Source organism: Agrococcus versicolor, assembly GCF_039531815.1.
In the GTDB taxonomy this organism is placed as follows: Bacteria; Actinomycetota; Actinomycetes; order Actinomycetales; family Microbacteriaceae; genus Agrococcus; species Agrococcus versicolor.
Window position 1 is genome coordinate 371,691 of the sequence record NZ_BAAAQT010000008.1, and the last position, 17,694, is coordinate 389,384.

21 protein-coding genes are annotated in these 17,694 nt (G+C 72.9%); 10 read left to right on the forward strand and 11 right to left on the reverse strand.

The features are described 5' to 3' along the window. Positions 1–75: 75 nt before the first annotated feature. The 3 genes from ABD249_RS14205 to ABD249_RS14215 all read left to right on the forward strand — a co-directional run bounded on the left by ABD249_RS14205 (position 76) and on the right by ABD249_RS14215 (position 2,555). Positions 76–945 (forward strand): ABC transporter substrate-binding protein, encoded by an 870-nt coding sequence (locus ABD249_RS14205; RefSeq protein WP_344344680.1) that lies wholly within the window; start codon positions 76–78, stop codon positions 943–945. A gap of 72 nt (positions 946–1,017) precedes the next feature. Further along, positions 1,018–1,725, forward strand: coding sequence for a gamma-glutamyl-gamma-aminobutyrate hydrolase family protein (locus ABD249_RS14210; protein WP_344344682.1), 708 nt, complete (start codon positions 1,018–1,020; stop codon positions 1,723–1,725). Beyond that, positions 1,722–2,555, forward strand: coding sequence for an aldo/keto reductase (locus ABD249_RS14215; RefSeq protein ID WP_344344684.1), 834 nt, complete (start codon positions 1,722–1,724; stop codon positions 2,553–2,555). The genes ABD249_RS14210 and ABD249_RS14215 overlap by 4 nt, the downstream gene beginning before the upstream one ends. 409 nt (positions 2,556–2,964) lie before the next feature. On the opposite strand, the gene ABD249_RS14220 is transcribed toward ABD249_RS14215, so the two are convergent. Next, positions 2,965–3,483: a DinB family protein gene (locus ABD249_RS14220; protein ID WP_344344685.1), complete on the reverse strand. Its 519-nt coding sequence runs from the start codon at positions 3,481–3,483 to the stop codon at positions 2,965–2,967. A 58-nt stretch (positions 3,484–3,541) separates the two neighbouring features. Here ABD249_RS14220 and ABD249_RS14225 point away from each other — a divergent pair, with 58 nt between their 5' ends. From ABD249_RS14225 to ABD249_RS14250, 6 genes are all read left to right on the forward strand, one after another. Further along, on the forward strand, positions 3,542–3,868 hold the full coding sequence (locus tag ABD249_RS14225; protein ID WP_344344688.1) for a GNAT family N-acetyltransferase: 327 nt from the start codon (positions 3,542–3,544) through the stop codon (positions 3,866–3,868). A 161-nt stretch (positions 3,869–4,029) separates the two neighbouring features. Next, entirely contained in the window at positions 4,030–4,242 is a 213-nt protein-coding gene (locus tag ABD249_RS14230) for a hypothetical protein (RefSeq protein ID WP_344344690.1), read from the forward strand. Between the two features lie 59 nt (positions 4,243–4,301). Beyond that, positions 4,302–4,892 (forward strand): GNAT family N-acetyltransferase, encoded by a 591-nt coding sequence (locus ABD249_RS14235; protein WP_344344692.1) that lies wholly within the window; start codon positions 4,302–4,304, stop codon positions 4,890–4,892. A gap of 11 nt (positions 4,893–4,903) precedes the next feature. After that, entirely contained in the window at positions 4,904–5,599 is a 696-nt protein-coding gene (locus tag ABD249_RS14240) for a 4a-hydroxytetrahydrobiopterin dehydratase (protein WP_344344694.1), read from the forward strand. Positions 5,600–5,663: 64 nt separating this feature from the next. Beyond that, positions 5,664–6,287 carry a phosphoribosylanthranilate isomerase gene (locus ABD249_RS14245; RefSeq protein WP_344344696.1) on the forward strand — a complete coding sequence of 208 codons (624 nt, stop codon included), beginning with the start codon at positions 5,664–5,666 and terminating at the stop codon, positions 6,285–6,287. A 132-nt stretch (positions 6,288–6,419) separates the two neighbouring features. Next, positions 6,420–6,575 carry a hypothetical protein gene (locus tag ABD249_RS14250; RefSeq protein WP_344344698.1) on the forward strand — a complete coding sequence of 52 codons (156 nt, stop codon included), beginning with the start codon at positions 6,420–6,422 and terminating at the stop codon, positions 6,573–6,575. A 6-nt stretch (positions 6,576–6,581) separates the two neighbouring features. On the opposite strand, the gene ABD249_RS14255 is transcribed toward ABD249_RS14250, so the two are convergent. The 5 genes from ABD249_RS14255 to ABD249_RS14275 form a co-directional block, all read right to left on the reverse strand. Next, positions 6,582–7,631 carry an FUSC family protein gene (locus ABD249_RS14255; protein ID WP_344344700.1) on the reverse strand — a complete coding sequence of 350 codons (1,050 nt, stop codon included), beginning with the start codon at positions 7,629–7,631 and terminating at the stop codon, positions 6,582–6,584. 157 nt (positions 7,632–7,788) lie between these two features. Then, positions 7,789–10,785, reverse strand: a complete 2,997-nt coding sequence (locus tag ABD249_RS14260; protein ID WP_344344702.1) for a GH92 family glycosyl hydrolase — start codon at positions 10,783–10,785, stop codon at positions 7,789–7,791. 81 nt (positions 10,786–10,866) lie between these two features. Beyond that, the gene (locus ABD249_RS14265; protein WP_344344704.1) at positions 10,867–11,886 is read right to left on the reverse strand and encodes a LacI family DNA-binding transcriptional regulator; all 1,020 of its coding nucleotides are present in this window, start codon (positions 11,884–11,886) and stop codon (positions 10,867–10,869) included. A gap of 313 nt (positions 11,887–12,199) precedes the next feature. Then, positions 12,200–12,421: a hypothetical protein gene (locus ABD249_RS14270; protein WP_344344706.1), complete on the reverse strand. Its 222-nt coding sequence runs from the start codon at positions 12,419–12,421 to the stop codon at positions 12,200–12,202. Positions 12,422–12,574: 153 nt separating this feature from the next. Further along, positions 12,575–13,843: an alpha-amylase family glycosyl hydrolase gene (locus ABD249_RS14275; RefSeq protein WP_344345120.1), complete on the reverse strand. Its 1,269-nt coding sequence runs from the start codon at positions 13,841–13,843 to the stop codon at positions 12,575–12,577. A gap of 209 nt (positions 13,844–14,052) precedes the next feature. Here ABD249_RS14275 and ABD249_RS14280 point away from each other — a divergent pair, with 209 nt between their 5' ends. Next, on the forward strand, positions 14,053–14,238 hold the full coding sequence (locus ABD249_RS14280; RefSeq protein WP_344344708.1) for a hypothetical protein: 186 nt from the start codon (positions 14,053–14,055) through the stop codon (positions 14,236–14,238). Positions 14,239–14,329: 91 nt separating this feature from the next. Here the strand turns inward: ABD249_RS14280 and ABD249_RS14285 are convergent, their stop codons facing one another. From ABD249_RS14285 to ABD249_RS14305, 5 genes are all read right to left on the reverse strand, one after another. Beyond that, positions 14,330–15,097, reverse strand: a complete 768-nt coding sequence (locus ABD249_RS14285; RefSeq protein ID WP_344344710.1) for a carboxymuconolactone decarboxylase family protein — start codon at positions 15,095–15,097, stop codon at positions 14,330–14,332. Positions 15,098–15,168: 71 nt separating this feature from the next. Continuing rightward, entirely contained in the window at positions 15,169–15,864 is a 696-nt protein-coding gene (locus ABD249_RS14290) for a GntR family transcriptional regulator (RefSeq protein ID WP_344344712.1), read from the reverse strand. Positions 15,865–15,874: 10 nt separating this feature from the next. After that, positions 15,875–16,780, reverse strand: coding sequence for an NAD(P)-dependent oxidoreductase (locus tag ABD249_RS14295; protein ID WP_344344714.1), 906 nt, complete (start codon positions 16,778–16,780; stop codon positions 15,875–15,877). Beyond that, entirely contained in the window at positions 16,777–17,211 is a 435-nt protein-coding gene (locus ABD249_RS14300; protein ID WP_344344716.1) for a carboxymuconolactone decarboxylase family protein, read from the reverse strand. Before ABD249_RS14300 ends, ABD249_RS14295 begins: the two co-directional genes overlap by 4 nt. Next, on the reverse strand, positions 17,201–17,647 hold the full coding sequence (locus ABD249_RS14305) for a cupin domain-containing protein (RefSeq protein WP_344345123.1): 447 nt from the start codon (positions 17,645–17,647) through the stop codon (positions 17,201–17,203). Before ABD249_RS14305 ends, ABD249_RS14300 begins: the two co-directional genes overlap by 11 nt. Positions 17,648–17,694: the final 47 nt, after the last annotated feature.

The following is a 17,694-nucleotide window of genomic DNA, read 5'->3' on the forward strand; positions in this document are numbered from 1 at the left end:
CCACCGGCACCACCCGGCGCCGCACGGCACCACCGCACGCACCCCAGCACCCACCACGAAGATCGGAGCCCTCCCATGGCTGCCACCCGCCCCCTCACACTCGCCGCGAGCGCCATCGCGACCATCGCCCTCCTCGCAGGCTGCGCCGGATCCGCCGGCTCCGACGGCTCGACCGCGGCGACGCCCAGCGAGTCGACCGTCGACTTCGGCCTCATCTCCGACGGCACCCTCTCGGTCGCCACCATCTCCGACGGCTCACCCAACGCCTACATCGACGAGTCGGGCGAGTTCACCGGGTTCGACAACGAGCTGGTCCGCGAGATCGGCACCCGCATGGACCTGGACGTGCAGTTCACCGCCATCGACTTCGCGTCGCTGCTGGCGAGCGTCAACAACGGCCAGTACGACGTCGGCAGCGCTGGCGTCACCATCACCGATGCCAGGCTCGAGACCAGCGACTTCACCTCGCCGCACTACTTCGCGTTCCTCGGCATCGTGGCAGACGCCGACAGCGGGATCGAGAGCTTCGACGACCTCGAGAGCCTCGAGGTCGTCGTCGCCACGGGCAGCGTGCAGGAGGAGTACGCCGTCAACGAGCTCGGGCTCGATCCGATCCGATTCCCCGACCAGACGAGCGCGTTCCAGGCGCTGCTCGCCGGGCAGGGCGACGCATGGCTTGCACCGTTCGGCACCGCCACCCGGTACCTCGACGAGTACCCCGACTCGAACATGGAGCTCGTCTACTCGCAGCTGAACAGCCGCAACCTGCTCGGCTTCGCCGTCGCGAAGGGCAACGACGCGCTCGTCGCAGCCATGGACGAGCAGCTCGACGCCATCGTCGAGGACGGCACCTGGTACGAGCTCGTGGAGGAGTTCTACCCCGGCGCCGAGATCCCCGAGGAGTTCACCCCCGGCACCGACGACGTCGAGTTCGATCGGCCCTGACCGCCCGCTCCTCAGCACCCCGACCGACGGTGGGGCGGGCACGCGCCCGCCCCACTCGACCCATGGAGCCTCATGCGCACCGCGCCCATCACGCTCATCAGCGCCGGCCAGATGCAGCACACCCTCCCGTACGAGCGATCCGTGCAGGCAGCGGGCGGCGTCGCCGTCGTGCGCCGACCGGCGGACGGGCTCGACGCCTACCTGGCAGTCGCACCCGACGCCGTCGTGCTCGCCGGAGGCGCATCCATCGACCCCAGCCACTACGGCGCGGACTACGAGGCGGGCGTCGCGTTCGACCCCGAGCCGGCCCGCGACGCGCTGGAGCTCGCGCTGCTGCGGCACAGGGCGACGACGACGCTGCCGGTGCTCGGCATCTGCAGAGGGCTGCAGATGGTGAACGTCGCCTCCGGCGGCACGCTCTGGCAGCATCTGCCCCTGCACGGCCACCCTGACGCGCACGCCCCCGACGTGCCCCGCGACCAGCTCGTGCACGGCGTGCGCGCCGACTCAGGCGTGCTCGCCTCGCTGCTCGGCACGGAGCGCTTCGTCGTGAACAGCATCCACGACCAGGCGGTGCGCCGGCTCGCGCCCGGCTTCCGCGCCACCGTGCACACCGACGACGGCCACGTGGTCGAGGGCATCGAGTCGCTCGATGGCAGGATCCTCGCAGTCCAGTGGCACCCCGAGGAGCTCGCAGCGACCCACGCCCAGTCGCGGTCCCTCTTCACCGACCTCGTACGACGAGCCGCCACGCGCGGCGACCAGCGGAGGAGCGCATGAGCGCCCGTATCCCCACCCTCACCATGGCCGACGGCCGGCCCATCCCGCAGATCGGCTTCGGCCTGTTCAAGGTCGACCCTGCCGAGGCGCAGCGCATCACCGAGGACGCGCTCGAGGTCGGCTACCGCCACCTCGACACCGCGACCGCGTACGGCAACGAGGCCGCCGTCGGTGCGGCGATCGCCGCGAGCGGCATCGCACGCGACGAGCTGTTCGTGACGACGAAGGTCTGGAACGACGCGCACGGCAGGACCGCGACGCGGGCGGCGTTCGAACGCAGCTGCGAGCGGCTCGGCATCGAGACGATCGACCTCTACCTCATCCACTGGCCCGTTCCGACCCGGGACCTGTACCGGGAGACCTGGCAGGAGCTCCTGGCGATCGCCGCCGACGGTGGCGCACGCTCCGTGGGGGTCTCGAACTTCCTCGTCGAGCATCTCGACGCCATCGCCCGCGACGGTGGCGCGCGCCCGGCCGTGAACCAGATCGAGGTGCACCCGACGAATCAGGACCGCAGCCTCGTCGAAGCGTGCGCCGACCGCGACATCCTGGTCGAGGCATACAGCCCGCTGGCGCGCGGCGCCGCGCTCGACCATCCGGGGCTCGGGCGGATCGCCGCCGCCCACGAGCGGACGATCTCCCAGGTGATCCTGCGCTGGCACCTGCAGCACGACCGCGTCGTGCTGCCGAAGACGACCCGCCGCGAGCGCATGCGCGAGAACCTCGACGTCCTCGACTTCGCACTCGACGCGCAGCAGGTCGCTGCGATCGACGACCTCGACGAGGGAGCACGCATCGGCGCGGACCCGAGGACGTTCACCGGCGACTGACGCCGTCGTGCGGCGAACGCCCCCGGCCGCCGCCAGCGGCGAGGATCGGAGGCCAGATGCGCCAGCCGACGTGCTCGGCACCTCAGGGAGCGGGGCTCGTGGATGCACCCTTCGAGGCTCGCTGCGCTCGGCACCTCAGGGAGCGGGGGCTCGCTTCGCTCGGCACCTCAGGGAGCGGGGGCTCGCTCCGCTCGGCACCTCAGGGAGCGGGGCGCGCAAATGCACCCTTCGAGGCTCGCTGCGCTCGGCACCTCAGGGAGCGGGGCGCGCAGATGCACCCTTCGAGGCTCGCTGCGCTCGGCACCTCAGGGAGCGGAGCGCGTGGATGCGCTCGGCACCTCAGGGAGCGGGGAGCGCAGCGACCCCCACCCGCTCCCTGAGGTGGGAGCGCAGCGACCCTCGAAGGGGCTCAGCCCTTCGTCACGTCCCAGGCGTGGTGCTCGAGGTCGTGCAGCGCGTAGACGCCGAGCGAGCGCACCGTGAAGCGCGAGCCGTTCGAGCGGCGGCCGGGCCGCTCCCAGGCGTCGGCGGGGATGGCCGCGTAGGCGTCGGCGAGGTCGGCGGCCGCGACGTCGAGCTCGATCGCGATGCGCGGCGGGCGCTGCTCGGCGTAGGCGTCCTCGACGGCCGTCGCATCCTGATCCCAGTTCGCGAAGAGCGGGTCGTCGCGCTCGAGCATGGAGGTGAGCCGCTCGTGCATGACGCGGCAGACGTCGCGCACGTGCGCGGCGTACTCGAGCTTCGACCACGTGGCGGCGTCGGGCCGTTCGCGCACGTCCGGGTCGTGCAGCGCGCGATGCATCGTGCCGACGGCGGCGCGGATGCGAGCGGGCAGGTCGGCGTCGGGGACGTCGGGCGCGAAGCCGCACTCGGCGCACGGGCGCTCGAGCACCCAGGTCCAGTCCTTCACGTCGGGCTCGATGGGCATGCCTCGATCCTGCCGCACGTCGGATGCGCCACGCGGCGGATGGTGGCAGTGTCGAGGCATGAGCGACGTGCGCAAGGCGGAGTCCGGAGACCGGTTCGAGATCCTCGACGACGCGGGGGCGATCGCGGGTCGCGCGTACTACGTCGACTCCGAGGGCTCCCGGATCTTCTTCCACACGAAGGTCGACGACGCCTACGCGGGCCAGGGCCTCGGCCGCACGCTCGTGACGGCTGCGCTCGACGCCACGCGCGAGGACGGCCTGCAGGTCATGGCCATGTGCCCGTACGTCGCGCGCCTCGTGGAGCGCGACCACCAGTGGGACGACGTCGTCGTGCCCGTCTCCGAGGCGGCCATCGCGGCCGTCGAGCGCCGCACGCAGGGCTGATCGCGAGCGCCGTCCCCGCACGCGCGGGCGTCGGCGCCCTCCGCTCGTCGGCCCACGGTCCGCCCGCACCTCATCCCCGAGGATGACCGGGTCGGCCCCTTCGGACGACGCGCTCCACCCCCTCCTGCCGCGAGGCTCGAAGCGAGTCGAGGGAGTGGCACATGGACATCGTGGATCGAGCGCAGGACCTGCTGAACCTGGGCGTCGCCGTGTACGCGGCGATCGCCCTCATGCTGCTGGGCATGCTCGCGCTGCTCAGCCTCGGCGTGGCCGTGATCGAGCGACGCGGCACGCGCGTCGAGCGCCGCCGCGCGAGCCGCCGCGCGGTCTCCTACGGGGCGACGCGCCGTCGCGTGCTGGGCGCGGTGCGCTGACCCGCCGGCCGACGCGTGCATCCGCCCCGCTGGTCGGGGGCGAGGTCTACGCTCGGCCCATGGAGGCGACGACGCACGCGATCGAGCCGCTGACGGTGGGCACGTGGGATGCGTTCGCGGGGCTCGTCGAGCGCCACGGCGGCATCTTCGGTGGCTGCTGGTGCACCTACTTCCATCCCGCGTGCGCCGATCGCGGCCCCGGCTACGACGGCAGTCGCGACTACAAGCGCCGCCTCGTCGAGGAGGGCAGGGCGCACGCGGCGCTCGTCATGGTCGGCGACGAGGCGGTCGCGTGGGCCGAGCTCGGATCTCCCGACGAGCTGCCCGGCATCCATCACGCGAAGCAGTACCTGGCCGAGGCGGATCTCGTGCCCGACTACCGCGTGACGTGCATCTTCGTCGACCGCCGGTTCCGGAGGCAGGGCTACGCCAAGGTCGCGCTCGCCGGCGCCCTCGGCATGATCGGCACCCAGGGCGGCGGCATCGTCGAGGGCTATCCGCACGAGGTGGGCGAGCGGCGCATGAGCAGCTCGTTCGTGTACGACGGCACCCGCGCGATGTACGAGGAGGCGGGCTTCGCCTTCGTCCGCCCCAAGGGCCTGCGCAACACCGTCATGCGCCGTGCGGTCGCGCCCATCGGGCAGGAGTAGGTTCCTCGGTCATGGACATGCTCACGGGCGAGCAGATCGCCGCCGCCGGCCTCGACGACTGGCGCAAGCTGGCGCAGGGGCTGCACGCCCGGTACCGCACCGGCTCCTTCGCAGCGGGTGCGCGACTGCTGGCTGCGGTGGCTGACGCGGGGGATGCCGCAGGGCACCACCCGCGCGCGACGATCGGCGACACGCACGTCGACCTGCGGCTCGTGAGCGACGACGCCGTGCACCGCGACGCCGCGGGTGCCGAGCTCGTCGTGGAGTGGGTGACGCAGCGCGACGTCGACGTCGCGCGCGCGATCTCGCAGATCGCCGCCGATCAGGGGCTCGAGGCCGAGCCCGCCGCCGTCTCGGTGGTCGAGCTCGGGCTCGACGCCGCCTCCTCGGCGACGATCGCCCCCGTGTGGGCAGCGCTGCTCGCCGGCAGCGCCGATGCGCAGGGGCATGGCACGCCGAGCGACGAGATCCGCGACGCGACCGGGCGCGTGCCCAACCTGTGGTTCGGGGGTGCGAGCGACGACGCGGGCGCGCAGCGCTGGCATCTCGAGGTGTACGTCGCCGCCGAGGAGGCGCCGCGTCGCATCGCCGCCGCGGTCGCCGCCGGTGGCGTCGTGGTCGACGACGGCGCCGCCTCGGGCCTCACGGTCATCGCCGACCAGGAGGGCAATCGCGGCGTCCTCTGCGTCGACGTCTCGGCGTCCTGACGCGCCTACGCTGGTGACGAGCGCCTGCGGACGCAGGCTCGTCGACGGCTGCGGAGGCTCCGGGATGTACGTGAAGATCTGCGGCCTCACCACGCGCGACGCGGTCGTCGCGGCGAGCGACGCCGGCGCCGACGCGATCGGCCTCGTCCTCAGCGAGCGCAGCCGGCGCAACCTCTCGCCCGCGGTCGCCGGCACCCTGGCGGCAGCAGCCCCGCAGGGCGTCGACGTGGTGCTCGTCACCGACGACCGCGCGACCGACGACGTCGCCGCCGTCGCGCTCGAGATCGGCGCGACCGCCGTGCAGCTGCACGGCGCGCGCTACGGCCGCGCCAACCTCCTGCGGCTGCGCGAGCTCGGCGTGCCGCAGGCGTGGCGGGCGACGGCGTGGAGCTCGGGCGCATCCCTGCACGCGGGCGACGACGGCGAGGACGTGCTCGTCGTCGACTCGCCCACGCCGGGATCCGGCACCGCGTGGGACGCCACGGATGCCGCTCGGTCGATCCGCGGGCGATGGCTGCTCGCCGGCGGCCTCTCCCCCGACACCGTCGCGCAGGCGATCGACCTCGCGCAGCCATGGGGCGTCGACGTGTCGAGCGGCGTCGAGGTCGAGCCGGGCGTGAAGGGCACGCACCTCGTCGAGCGCTTCGTCGCTGAGGCCCGGCGTGCGGGCGCTGCCGCACGCTCCTGAAGCGCGCGCCAGGGGCCGCGACACGCCCGGGCGAAGATCGACCGTGACGATCGGCCGCCTGACGACGTCTCACCCGTGACACCGATGCGATCACGGGAGGGACGCTCGCTGCGAGACGGAGAGCACGAGGGCATGAGCACCGACACGACCGAAGGCAAGGGAGACGTCACGGACACCGGGCAGATCGAGCGCATCTGGGATGCGCTCGAGGGGCTGGCGCAGCGCATCGACGCGATCGAGCAGCGCGACGCGGAGGGCGACGACTCGGATGGCGGCCGGACGCCCTGATCCGCGTCAGTCCGCAGTGAGCTCCTCGTGGACCCGCCGGAGATCCTCGAGCATCGACCCGATGACGATCCAGTGATCGGGATGCGGCGACACGACCACGAGCGGTGCCGTGAGCAGCGGGCCCGTGTCGGAGGCGTCGTCCGGCGCATCCAGCACGAAGCGGATGCGCAGGTCGTGCGCCGCTCGTCGCAGCTCGGCGGCGATCTGCCGCATCACGGCCTCGTGGTGCAGCGAGTCGTCGTAGTGGTCGCGCATCGTCCGCGTCATGCCGGCGACGCGCGTCACGAGCACGCCGAGCGACACGAGGGCGTCGTCGTAGCCGGCGAGCTCGCCGCGGTGCCGATGCCCGCGCCAGTTGAGCGCGAGCGAGTCCTCGGCGGTCGCGACCGCCACCTGCGCCCGCGCGAGCATGGGGCGCAGCAGCCGCACCTCCACGAGGTGGCCCTCGAGGGCGCTGCGGCCGACGGGCTCGGAGGCGGCGACCGCGAGACGCTCGAGGCTGCGGGCGATCTCCTCCGCGAGCTCGCGCACCTCTCGCCGCGCGGGCTCGAGCAGCACCGGCGGCACGATGAGCAGATTCACGACGAACGCGATCGCCGCGCCGAGCACCGTCTCGGCGATGCGGTCGATCGCGTAGATCGGCGAGGCCGCGCCGAGGGCGAGCACGAGCATCGCGCTGATGGGGATCTGGTTCGACGTCTGCTGGGACAGGCGCAGCGCCCACGCCAGAAGGATCGACAGCACGACGGCGACGAGGATGATCCACGCCGCCGACCCGAACAGCAGCGAGATGCCCGTCGCGAGCACGACGCCGACGATGACGCCGATCGAGCGCTCGAGCGCCCGCCCCAGCGACTGGTTCACGCTCGGCTGCACGACGATGAGCGCGGCGATGACCGCGAAGATCGGCGGCACCTGGGCGATGAGGAGGTCGGCGGCGAACCACGCGGCGACGGCCGCGACGCTCGTCTTCACGACCTGCAGGAACGGCACGCGCCCGGTCGCGCGGATGCGCTGCACCCACGCGGTGGTGCTCTGCAGTCGCCAGCGCGCCATGCATCCCTCCCCGATCGCCTCCGCCAACCGTGCCACATGCCGGACGCGGGGCCGTCGCCGCGGGGCCGGGCCGCGGCTGCCCCTGCGCCGCACGAGGCCGATGCCCCGGCATGCCGAAGGGGCGCGGAGGTCGCCCTCCGCGCCCCTTCGGCGTGGATCAGCCCGCGTCGACCGCGCGGCGCGACGTGCGCGCCCGCATCCCGAGCCCGGCGCCGACGAGCAGCGCGAGCAGCCCGGCGACGATCGCCCACGGTGCGACGTCGGCGCCCGTCGCCGGGAGCCCGCCACCGCTGCCGCCGCTGCCACCGGCGACCGGTGGCGTCGAGGGCGCCGGGGTGCCGTCGGTCGGCGGCACGGACGGCGTCGAGGGCGACGGCTCGACCGCTGCCGCCACGACCGTCACGGTCACGGGCACGGACACGGGCGCGAGCGCCTCCGGTGCGAAGCGCGGCGTCTCGCTCGCCGACGCCACGGTGAGCGTGCCGTCGACGACGCCGGGCTCGGGCAGCGTCACCGTGGAGGTGAGCACCCAGCGGTCGCCGTCGCGCTGCGCCGTCACCGGCACCTGCGCGCCGTCGAGCTCGAGGGTCGCGGCGAGCTCGACGTCGTCGACGCTCGTCACGGCGGCCGCAGCCGCCTCTCCCTCGGCGGCATCCGCGACCTCGGCGACGGTCACGGTCGCGACCTCGATCGTCGAGGCGACGTCCTCGGTCACCTCCGCGTCCTGCACGGCCACGTCGACCTGCGCCCGCAGCGGGTCGGCGACGCTCGGCAGCCAGTCGGCCGGGGCGGTGCCCCACGTCGTCGCCGCGGCATCCTGCGTGAGGGCGAAGTCGATCTCGCCGCCCGCGCGCAGCTGCTCGAGGTCGATCCACGTCTCGCTGCGTGGCTCGCCCACCACCGTGACACCGGCGATGTGGCTCGGCGTCGACTCCGTGGCGCCCGGCGCCGACAGCGTGACCGTCTCGCCCGAGTCGCCGAGGGTGACGACCGCCTCCTGCACGCGCGGCGCGTTGAGCGCCAGCATGCCCGAGCCCGGCACGACCGGCTGGATGCCGATGGATGCCATGACGTACCAGGACCCGAGGGTGCCGAGGTCGTCGTTGCCGACGCCGCCGCCGGGCGTGTTCGGGAAGAGGTTGAGGTTCGCCGCGAGCACGTCGTCGACGTGCGCGGGCTCACCTGCCGAGCTGTAGAGCCAGGGGTTCATGATGGTCGGCTCGTTGCCCGGGTTGTAGCCGATGCTCGTGTAGTAGCTGCTGCCGCCCGGATCCCACGACGCCGGCCGCTCGCCGGGCGCCGCCTGCAGCGCATCCATCCCGAAGTAGAAGTCGAGTCGGTCGAGGAAGGCGTCGCTGCCGCCCATGGCGTCCTGCATGCCGGCGAAGTCCTGGTTCGCCATCCACTGGTACTGCCACGGCACGCCCTCGTGGAAGCCGGTCTGCTGCACGGGTGCGATCTCGGGCGTCTGCACGAACTCGCCGTCGGGCGTCACGGCGTTCACCATGCCCTGGAAGCCGCCGCTCAGCTCGACGTCGGGGTTCCACAGCCGCTGCCAGCTCTGGCCGCGCTCGAGGAAGATCGCCGCGGTCTCGTCGTCGCCCATCCGCTGCGCCGCGGCGCCGATCGCCGCGTCGGAGATCGCGAACTCCATCGTCGACGAGCCGCCGTGGCGGTACTCCTCGAAGTCCTGGCCGAGACCCGGCTCGTCCTCCGGGTAGTAGGGGATGTGGCCGTTGGCGATGTAGAACTCGGCGCTCTGCCTGCCGACGGACGCGACGCCCTCGGGCGGCGCGGTCGTGGCGTTCTCGATCAGGAAGCCCCACAGCTCGTCGTGGATGTCGTCGGGCACGGTGCCGAGCGTGAAGTTCTCGGCGAGCCAGGCGGACACGGGGTCTCCGGCCATGATGTTCGTCTCGACGCCGCCGAGCGACCAGCGCGGCAGCCAGCCGCCCTCGACGCGGTGCTGGTACATCGAGCGGACGATGTCCTCGGCGATCTCGGGCACGATGATGCCGTGCAGGGTCGCCTGCGTGCGGTAGGTGTCCCACAGCGAGAACGTCTGGTGGTAGGTCCAGCCATCGGCGACGTGCACCGCGCCGTCCATGCCGCGGTACCGGCCGTCGACGTCGCTGCCGATCGTCGGCGACAGGAGCGCCTTGTAGAGCTGCGTCGCGAAGATGCGCTGCAGGTCCTCGGAGGCCGTGATGTCGATGCGTCCGAGCATCGCGTTCCACGACGCGTTCGCCTCGGTGCGCACGGCCTCGAAGTCGAGGCCGCCGTCGAGCTCGTCGACGCGGTTGGCCTGCGCGCCGGCCACGTCGACGAACGACATGCCGATCGAGACCTCGACCGACTGGTCCTCCGTCGTGTCGAACACCGCGACGGCGCCGTGGCTGCCGCCCGCGCTCTCGCTCGTCTCGAGGCCCGGCACGTACGCCGCATCCGCGCCCCATGCGCCGTGCTCGGCGGGTGCGCGGTCGAAGGATGCGCTGAAGAAGATGCGCTGCGCGTCGGTGCCGCCGCAGAAGCCGCCGTTGTCGATCCAGCCCTCGAGCGTGCGGTCGTCGACCCACGTGAGCGAGCTCGCGCCCGCGTCGCGCAGCGTCTGCCCGAGGTTGAACGACAGGTTCGCCGTCTCGGTCGCAGGGAACGTGTAGCGGTGCACGGCGGTGCGCTCGGTCGCGGTGAGCTCGGCGGTGACGTCGCCCTCGAGCTCGACGGCGTAGTAGCCGGCCTCCGCCGTCTCATCGCCCGTGATCGCGAGGAACTCGCGGTCGGTGCGCGGCACCTCGGTCGTCGTCGGGGTGACGAGCAGCTCGCCGGCCGCGGGGCAGCCCGCGCTGTTCACGTGGCGCTGGCTGAAGCCCCACACGCGACGGTCGTCGTACGCGTAGGAGGTGGACGCGTAGCTGTTCGTGTTGTCCGGGCTCGGCTGCACCATGCCGAACGGCACGGTCGCGCCCGGGTAGGCGTTGCCCTCGCTCTCGGTGCCGACGAACGGGTTCACGAGCGACGCGCGATCGAGGTCGGCGGCCTCGGCGGTCGGCGCGATGCCTACGACGGGGAGCACGCCGATGCCGAGGACGAGGGCGAGCGCCCCCGGGATCCATCGACGGGCGGCGCCCCTGCGGGCGGGCGTGGGAACGGGCATCGGTCCTCCTTGACGCGAGCACGAGTTGGAATCGATTCCACTCTCCCGCAACGCTAGAGGCCCCGCTCGGGGTACGTCAAGTCACGGCGCGCGGACGACGAGCGACGGGGCGACGAGGTGCAGCCGCGCCGCCCCCTCGTGGCCGGCCAGGCGATCCACGAGCATCTGCGCCGCGATCGCGCCGATCGCCGCGGGATCCTGCGCGACGACCGTGAGCGGCGGGTCGAGCAGGTCGGCGAGCTCGAGGTCGTCGAACCCGACCGCGTCGAGCCGCACCCCGAGCGCGCGCGAGGCGCGCAGCATCGCGACCGTCGTGCGGTTGTTGCCCGTGAAGACGGCGGTGGGCGGCGCGTCGCTCGCGAAGAGGTGCGCGAGCCGGGCGCCGATCGCGTCGGCGTCGGGAGCCTCCTGCGAGAGCACCACCGCATCCGGCCCGAGCCCCGCGCCCTGGATGGCGTCGTGCACGCCGGCCATGCGCTCGCCCGACGTGTGGTTGCGGGCGTCGTCGAGCAGCACGGCGATGCGGCGATGCCCGCGCGACAGCAGGTGCTCGATGCCCAGGCGCGCGCCCAGGCGGCTGTCGGTGCGCACGCTGTCGGCCTCGAACGTCACCGCGGGCCGGTCGACGAACACGACGTGCACGCCGTCGCGCTGCATCGACGCGAGCCGCGACTCGTCGGCATCCATGGGCATCGTCACGACGAGCCCCTCGACGCGGCGGGCGGCGAGGCCGTCGACGATGCGTCGCACCTGCGACGACGATCCGCCCGACGACGCGGCCAGCAGCGTGAGGTCGTGGCGCTCGAGGGTCGACTCGACCGACCGGTGCAGCTGCGAGTAGAACGGGTCGGCGACGTCCTCGACGAGGAGGCCGACGGAGGCGGACGCTCCCCTGCGCAGCTCGCGCGCCGCCGTGTCGCGCACGTACTCGAGCGAGGCGACGGCGGCGAGCACGCGCGAGCGGCTGTCGGCGCTCACGGCGCCCTGCGCGTTGAGCACGCGGGAGACGGTGCCGACGCCGACGCCGGCCTCGCGCGCGACGTCCTTGACGGTGGGGCGGCGCGTCGCCGACGAGCCCGGCGCTCCCGTCGTCGGCTGCATCGCGCGAGCGTAGCACCGGGGTATCGGGGCGGGTGGGGTGGCGGCGCGGGCGGGGCCGCGGCGCGGGCGGGCCGGGTTGCGTGGGCTGGGGTGACCTGGCGCCGTGGGTGACCTGGCTCAGCCGGCACCCTGCGTCGGATGTACGTCTGAGCGGCCCACCATGGACGCCTGCGCCGTGCGCACCCGCTCACGCGCACATCTCACCGGGAGCCGACGGCGCCCGACCCCGCGGTCAGCCCGGTCAGCCTGAGATGCGCGCCCGAGCGCGGCGCCATGGACGCATCGTACGCGGCGGCCCGCTCACGCGCGCATCTCAGCGCTGGTCGGGGCCCATCTCCCGCGGCGGCGGTCCGGGCGTCCCGTGGAGGTCGTCACCGTCGTCGTCCTCGTCGTCCTTGCTGCGGCTGAGGACGAGGAACGTGATGGCGATCGGCAGGAACGCGACCCAGATCGAGTTCCCGGCGGCGAGGAAGCCTATCGCAGCGATGCCGAAGACGATGGCGATCGGCAGGTACGCGGTGCGGGCTCCGGTCATGCAGGCAACGGTAGGCGGCGCGGCTGCGAGCCGCCTCCGTCGCGCAGGGGAGGGCCACTGGATGCCCGGCGATGGGCCGGCAGCGCCAGACGGTGGCGCCGACCGCCCTCGATCGCCAGCCAGCACTGGGCGACGGGCGCCAGGCGCCCGCGATCAGCCGCCGAGCACCGCCCACCCACGCGGCGGCAGCGTCGCGTGCGCGTCCGCGAGGTGCACGTCGTCGCCCGCGAGCACCTCGGTCGCATCCGCGGCCGGCAGCGTCACGGCCTCGCCGGTGATGTTGAGGAGCGTGACGATCGCCGCGTCGGCCGTGGCGGTGCGCAGCACGATCGTGCCGTTCGCGACGTCGACGACGTCGGTGTGCGCACGCGTGAGCCACGGGTGCCGGCGGCGGATCGCGACGAGCGTGCGCGTGACGTGCAGCATGTGCGCCGCGGGCCCGTCGAGCTCGTCGGCGGTCGGCGGCACGGGCGGCATCTCGGGCCGCACGGCATCGTCGCCGCCGATGCGCTCCTCCTTGACCGCCTGCATCCCCAGCTCGTCGCCCGCGTAGATCGCCGGCGTCCCCGCGACGGTCATGAGCACCGCGAGCGCGTGGGGTGCGAGGTCCGGCCCGACGGCGGAGGCGATGCGCGTGACGTCGTGGTTGCCGACGAACGTGTACGGCACGAAGGCGGCGAGCAGCTCGTCGTCGCGCACGATCGCGTGCTGCAGCTCGAACAGGTTCGCGTCGGCGAGCGCGTGCCAGATGCCCTGCCACAGCTCGTACTGCGTCACCGAGTCCATCGTCGACTCGGCGACGATCTGCGCGTAGTCGCCGTGGATGACCTCGCCGAGGAACCACGCCTGCGGATGCCGCTCGCGCACCGCGGGCAGCACGCGCGCCCAGAACGCGGTCGGCACGCTGTACGCGGCATCGAGCCGCCAGCCGTCGACCCCGAGCCGCAGCCAATGGTCCATGACCTCGACGACGAGGTCGACGACGGCGTCGGACGAGTGGTCGAGCTCGACGAGCGCGTCGTGCCCCTCGAAGACCTCCGGCTTGCCATCGGCACCCAGGCGGAAGAGCGCAGCGCCCTCGCCGCTCTCGAGGGCGGACAGGAACGCCGGGTGCTCGCGGCCGACGTGGTTGAAGACGCCGTCGAGCAGCACGCGCACGCCGCGATCGTGGGCCGCCGCGACGAGGCTGCGCAGGTCGTCCTCGTCGCCGAGGCGCGGGTCGATCGAGAGGTGGTCGGTCGTGTCGTAGCCGTGCGTCGTGCTCGCGAAGATCGGCCCGAGCGCGATGCCATTGAGGCCGAGCTCGACGACGTGGTCGAGCCACGCCTCGATGCGCGTCAGGCGATGCGGCTCGGGATGCTCCGCCTCGGTCTCTCGGATCGGCGCGCCCGTGAACCCCAGCGGGTACACGTGCCACCACATCGCCGACTCGGCCCACCCTCGCGCATCGTCCACGCCGTCAGTCTCCCGCCGATGCGCGCCGTCCGCGAATGCGGGCGACCGGCTTGCGCGCACCGCATCCTCGACCCGGTCGTCGGCGTCATCCGCAACCCGTGGCGGCGGCGCCGTCGACGGCGGACCCTGGAGGGACCGCTCGGACAGGGCGGGCGAAGGACGACAGAGGAGCACGCATGAGCCACCACGAGGAGCACACCGAGACGCACCACGAGGAGCACACCGAGCACTCGAGCTCGACGAGCCCCGACGGCGCCGAGCAGCAGCGCGTCGACGACCTCCCCACGGGCGCGGGCGGCGGCGACGAGCCGGCGCACCAGGACCCCACCTCGGGCGGCACGCCCGAGCAGCCGGACGCCTGAGCGGATCGTGCATGGAGGCGCTGCCCACCCGGGCGGCGCCTTCCTGCGTCCCGGGACGTGTCGGTGGTCGAACGGGGCCCGGTCTCGCGCGTCAGCCGAGCTCCTTGCCTGCGGCCTCCGCCTCCTCGACGAGGATCGGCACGGCGCTCGTCGCCGCATGGATGCCGATGACGCTCGCGATCTCCATCACCTCGAGGATCTCCTGCGCGGTCGCGCCGTAGCCGATCGCGTTCTCGATGTGCAGCTTGAGGCCCGGCTGGTAGAGGTGGGTCGCGGCAGTGTCGAAGGCGATGTAGACGAGCTCCTTCACCTTGGGCTCGAGCGTCCCCGTGCGCCACGGCACGCTCGAGAAGGCGGTGTAGGCCTCGAACAGCTCGGGATCGAGCTCGAGGATCTCGTCCCAGAAGCCGTGCCAGTAGCCCCGGGCGGCCGTGAATTCGTCCTTCATGCGCTGCTGCTCGGCATCGAGCTCGGCGGGTCCGGTGCGCAGCCCCTGCTCCTCGAGCACCTGCACGAGGATCGGGACGCCGATGTTCATGGCGTGGATGCCGAGCGTGGAGGCGCACTCGATCACCTCCATGATCTCCTGCACGGTGGCCCCGTGCCGGAAGGCCGCCTGGATGTGCTGGCGCACGCCCGGCAGGTACATGTGCGTGGCGTTCGCGTCGACGGCGATGTAGATGAGCTCCTTGGTCCTGGCGTCGAGATGGTTCTTGCGCCACGGCACCATCGAGAGCTCGCGGTAGGCGTCGAGGAAGTCGGGATCGATCCGGGCGATCGACTCCCACAGCGGGCTCCAGGTGCCGCGCTGCTCGAGGAAGGCGTCCTTCGACTGCTGCTGCCGGGGGGTGAGGGGCATGGTCGTTCCTTCGCGGGGTGCATGGAGGCCGCGCCGGCGGCGCGGTCGGCGGGTCGACGTCGAGCGGGTGCTCAGGACTGCGCGCGCAGGGTGCGCAGCGCGAGTCGCGACGCCATGTGGACGTGCTCCGCCATGAGGCGGGCGGCACGATCGGGATTCCGGCCCGAGATCGCGTCGACGATCTCGCGCATCTCCTGCACGACGTGCGGAAGACGATCGGAGGTCGAGAGCGAGGAGACGCGCAGCAGTCGCACGCGGGCCTGGATGCTGCCGAGCAGCTGGGTGAGCGACGAGGAGCGGGCGCCGGCGAGCAGCACGTCGTAGAACTCGTCCTTGGCCCGCAGGAAGTCGACGATCGTCGGCGCCTCGTCCAGCAGGTCGGCCATCCGGTCGACGGTGGCCGACAGCTGCGCGACCTCCTCGTCGGTCGCGCGGTCGATGAACCTGCGCACGACGAGCGACTCGAGCGACGCGCGCACCTCGTAGAGGTCCTCCGCGTCGCCCGGAGACGGCGACGTCACGTGCGCGCCCTTCTGCGGCACGATCGTGACGAGGCCCTCGCTCGCGAGCACGCTGATCGCCTCGCGGACCGTCGCGCGGGAGACGCTCATCGACTCGATGATCTCCCGTTCGACGAGCCGGTCGCCGGGTCGCAGCTGGAAGTCGAGGATCGCGTCTCGGATCGCGGTGACGACCTGCTCCTTCACGGGCGCGGCGACGCGGCCGATGCGGGCGCCGCCCCATCGCTGCACCGCAGACTCCGCCATATCCGGCATGCTACCCATCGCGTGCCTCGTCGCCCGGCCCCGCTGCGTCGCCACGAGCGGCGATCCACTCCGCGACCCGCGTGTGATCCGCATCGGCGGGCAGGGCATCCGCAGCCTCCGACCAGAGCGAGATAGCGAGGTCGGCGAGCGGCGAGGGCATGCCGACGCCGTCGGCGAGGCTCGCCGCGATGCGCATGTCCTTGAGCATGAGCCGCAGGGCGAATCCCGAGTCGAAGGTGCCGGGCAGCACGTACGTCGGCCACTTCACCTCCGTGGAGCCGCTGCGACCGCTCGAGCCGTTGACGACGTCGATCACGACCGCCGGGTCGAGGCCGAAGCGCCTGCCCGCCTCGATCGCCTCGCCCGTCGCCCACAGGTGCGTGGCCGACAGCAGGTTGTTGAGCGCCTTCACCGCGTGGCCCGCGCCGACGTCGCCGCAGTCGACGACGCGACCGAGCGGCGCGAGCAGGGCATGCGCGCGCTCGCGGTCCCGGTCGCGCGCGCCGAGCATGATCGTGAGCGCACCGCGCTCCGCACCGCGCACGCCACCCGAGACGGGAGCGTCGGCGAACGCGACGCCGGCTGCCTCGACGCGCACGGCGAGCGCCTGCGTGCGAGCCGGCTCGGACGAGCTCATGTCGACGAGCAGCGCGTCGGTCCCGATCGCACCCGCGGCGAGCAGGTCGTCGACGACGGCGTCGACGACGACGGAGCTCGGCAGCATGAGGATGACCGCGTTGGCGCCCGCTGCTGCATCGGCTGCCGTCGCGGTCGGGATGCCGCCGCCGTCGCGCAACCGCTCCCGGGCCACCTCCGACAGGTCATGCCCACGCACGCTGCTGCCGGCGTCCACGAGCCTGCGCGCCATGGGGGTGCCCATGTTGCCGAGCCCGATGAGGGCGACCGTCGCGCTCACGGTGCACCCACCTCGGCTGCGGGTCCGTCGACGGCCTGGTCGCCGAGCTCCTCGCGCAGCACGCGCTCCGCGATGCGGAACGACTCGAGCGCAGCCGGCGCGCCCACGTACATCGCCGTCTGCAGCAGGACCTCCTGGATCTGCTGCACCGTCACGCCGTTTCGCACGGCACCGCGCACGTGCACCGCGAGCTCGTGCGATCGGTTCAGGGTCGTGAGGATGCCGAGGTTCACGAGGCTCCGCTGCGCCCGGTCGAGCCCGTCGCGAGACCAGATGCCGCCCCAGCACACCTCGGTCACGTAGTCCTGGATCGGCTGGGAGAAGGCGCTCGCCGCTGCCATCGATCGCTCGACGTGGTCGGCCCCCAGGACCTCGCGTCGGATGGCGAGACCCTCCTGGTAGGTCTCCTCGTGCGTTCCGTCAGCGAACATCCGTCGCCACCTCTCCGTCGTGGGGTCGTGCGTGGGCGGGCGCTCGAGGCGGGGCGTGGTCGATCGGTGACCGCGCGTAGGCGTCGTCGTCGACGGGCTCGGCCCACTCGGTCCGACCGAGCGAGATCGCGGTGTGCACGAGGAAGGAGTCGGGCGCGGCGCCGTGCCAGTGGCGCTCGTCGGGCGGGCACCAGACGGTGTCTCCGACGCGCAGCACGTGGACCTCCCCGCCGGCGCACACGAGCCCCCTGCCTGCGAGCACCTGGATGATCTGCCCGTGCTCGTGCTGATGCCAGTGCGTGCGCGCACCCGGGGTGAAGTCGACGGTGTTGATCGTGACGCCGTCGGTCTGCGCCATCGTGAGGTACGGGTAGGCGGACCCTGTGAACTGCGAGCCGGGCTTGCCCGCCGTGCCGTCGAACTCGCGGGGGTGCATGATCCTCACGGCTGCTCCTCATCGTCGCTGGGGGGCTCGTGGAGGCG

Bases quoted from the DNA above. Each gene is read 5' to 3' on its own strand.
- ABD249_RS14210 (WP_344344682.1), top strand. From the start codon at position 1,018: ATGCGCACCGCGCCCATCACGCTCATCAGCGCCGGCCAGATGCAGCAC.
- ABD249_RS14225 (WP_344344688.1), top strand. From the start codon at position 3,542: ATGAGCGACGTGCGCAAGGCGGAGTCCGGAGACCGGTTCGAGATCCTC.
- ABD249_RS14265 (WP_344344704.1), bottom strand. From the start codon at position 11,886: ATGCAGCCGACGACGGGAGCGCCGGGCTCGTCGGCGACGCGCCGCCCC.
- ABD249_RS14280 (WP_344344708.1), top strand. From the start codon at position 14,053: ATGAGCCACCACGAGGAGCACACCGAGACGCACCACGAGGAGCACACC.
- ABD249_RS14220 (WP_344344685.1), bottom strand. From the start codon at position 3,483: ATGCCCATCGAGCCCGACGTGAAGGACTGGACCTGGGTGCTCGAGCGC.
- ABD249_RS14290 (WP_344344712.1), bottom strand. From the start codon at position 15,864: ATGGCGGAGTCTGCGGTGCAGCGATGGGGCGGCGCCCGCATCGGCCGC.
- ABD249_RS14235 (WP_344344692.1), top strand. From the start codon at position 4,302: ATGGAGGCGACGACGCACGCGATCGAGCCGCTGACGGTGGGCACGTGG.
- ABD249_RS14275 (WP_344345120.1), bottom strand. From the start codon at position 13,843: ATGTGGTGGCACGTGTACCCGCTGGGGTTCACGGGCGCGCCGATCCGA.
- ABD249_RS14250 (WP_344344698.1), top strand. From the start codon at position 6,420: ATGAGCACCGACACGACCGAAGGCAAGGGAGACGTCACGGACACCGGG.
- ABD249_RS14240 (WP_344344694.1), top strand. From the start codon at position 4,904: ATGGACATGCTCACGGGCGAGCAGATCGCCGCCGCCGGCCTCGACGAC.
- ABD249_RS14270 (WP_344344706.1), bottom strand. From the start codon at position 12,421: ATGACCGGAGCCCGCACCGCGTACCTGCCGATCGCCATCGTCTTCGGC.
- ABD249_RS14215 (WP_344344684.1), top strand. From the start codon at position 1,722: ATGAGCGCCCGTATCCCCACCCTCACCATGGCCGACGGCCGGCCCATC.
- ABD249_RS14260 (WP_344344702.1), bottom strand. From the start codon at position 10,785: ATGCCCGTTCCCACGCCCGCCCGCAGGGGCGCCGCCCGTCGATGGATC.
- ABD249_RS14285 (WP_344344710.1), bottom strand. From the start codon at position 15,097: ATGCCCCTCACCCCCCGGCAGCAGCAGTCGAAGGACGCCTTCCTCGAG.
- ABD249_RS14300 (WP_344344716.1), bottom strand. From the start codon at position 17,211: ATGTTCGCTGACGGAACGCACGAGGAGACCTACCAGGAGGGTCTCGCC.
- ABD249_RS14245 (WP_344344696.1), top strand. From the start codon at position 5,664: ATGTACGTGAAGATCTGCGGCCTCACCACGCGCGACGCGGTCGTCGCG.
- ABD249_RS14205 (WP_344344680.1), top strand. From the start codon at position 76: ATGGCTGCCACCCGCCCCCTCACACTCGCCGCGAGCGCCATCGCGACC.
- ABD249_RS14230 (WP_344344690.1), top strand. From the start codon at position 4,030: ATGGACATCGTGGATCGAGCGCAGGACCTGCTGAACCTGGGCGTCGCC.
- ABD249_RS14255 (WP_344344700.1), bottom strand. From the start codon at position 7,631: ATGGCGCGCTGGCGACTGCAGAGCACCACCGCGTGGGTGCAGCGCATC.
- ABD249_RS14305 (WP_344345123.1), bottom strand. From the start codon at position 17,647: ATGCACCCCCGCGAGTTCGACGGCACGGCGGGCAAGCCCGGCTCGCAG.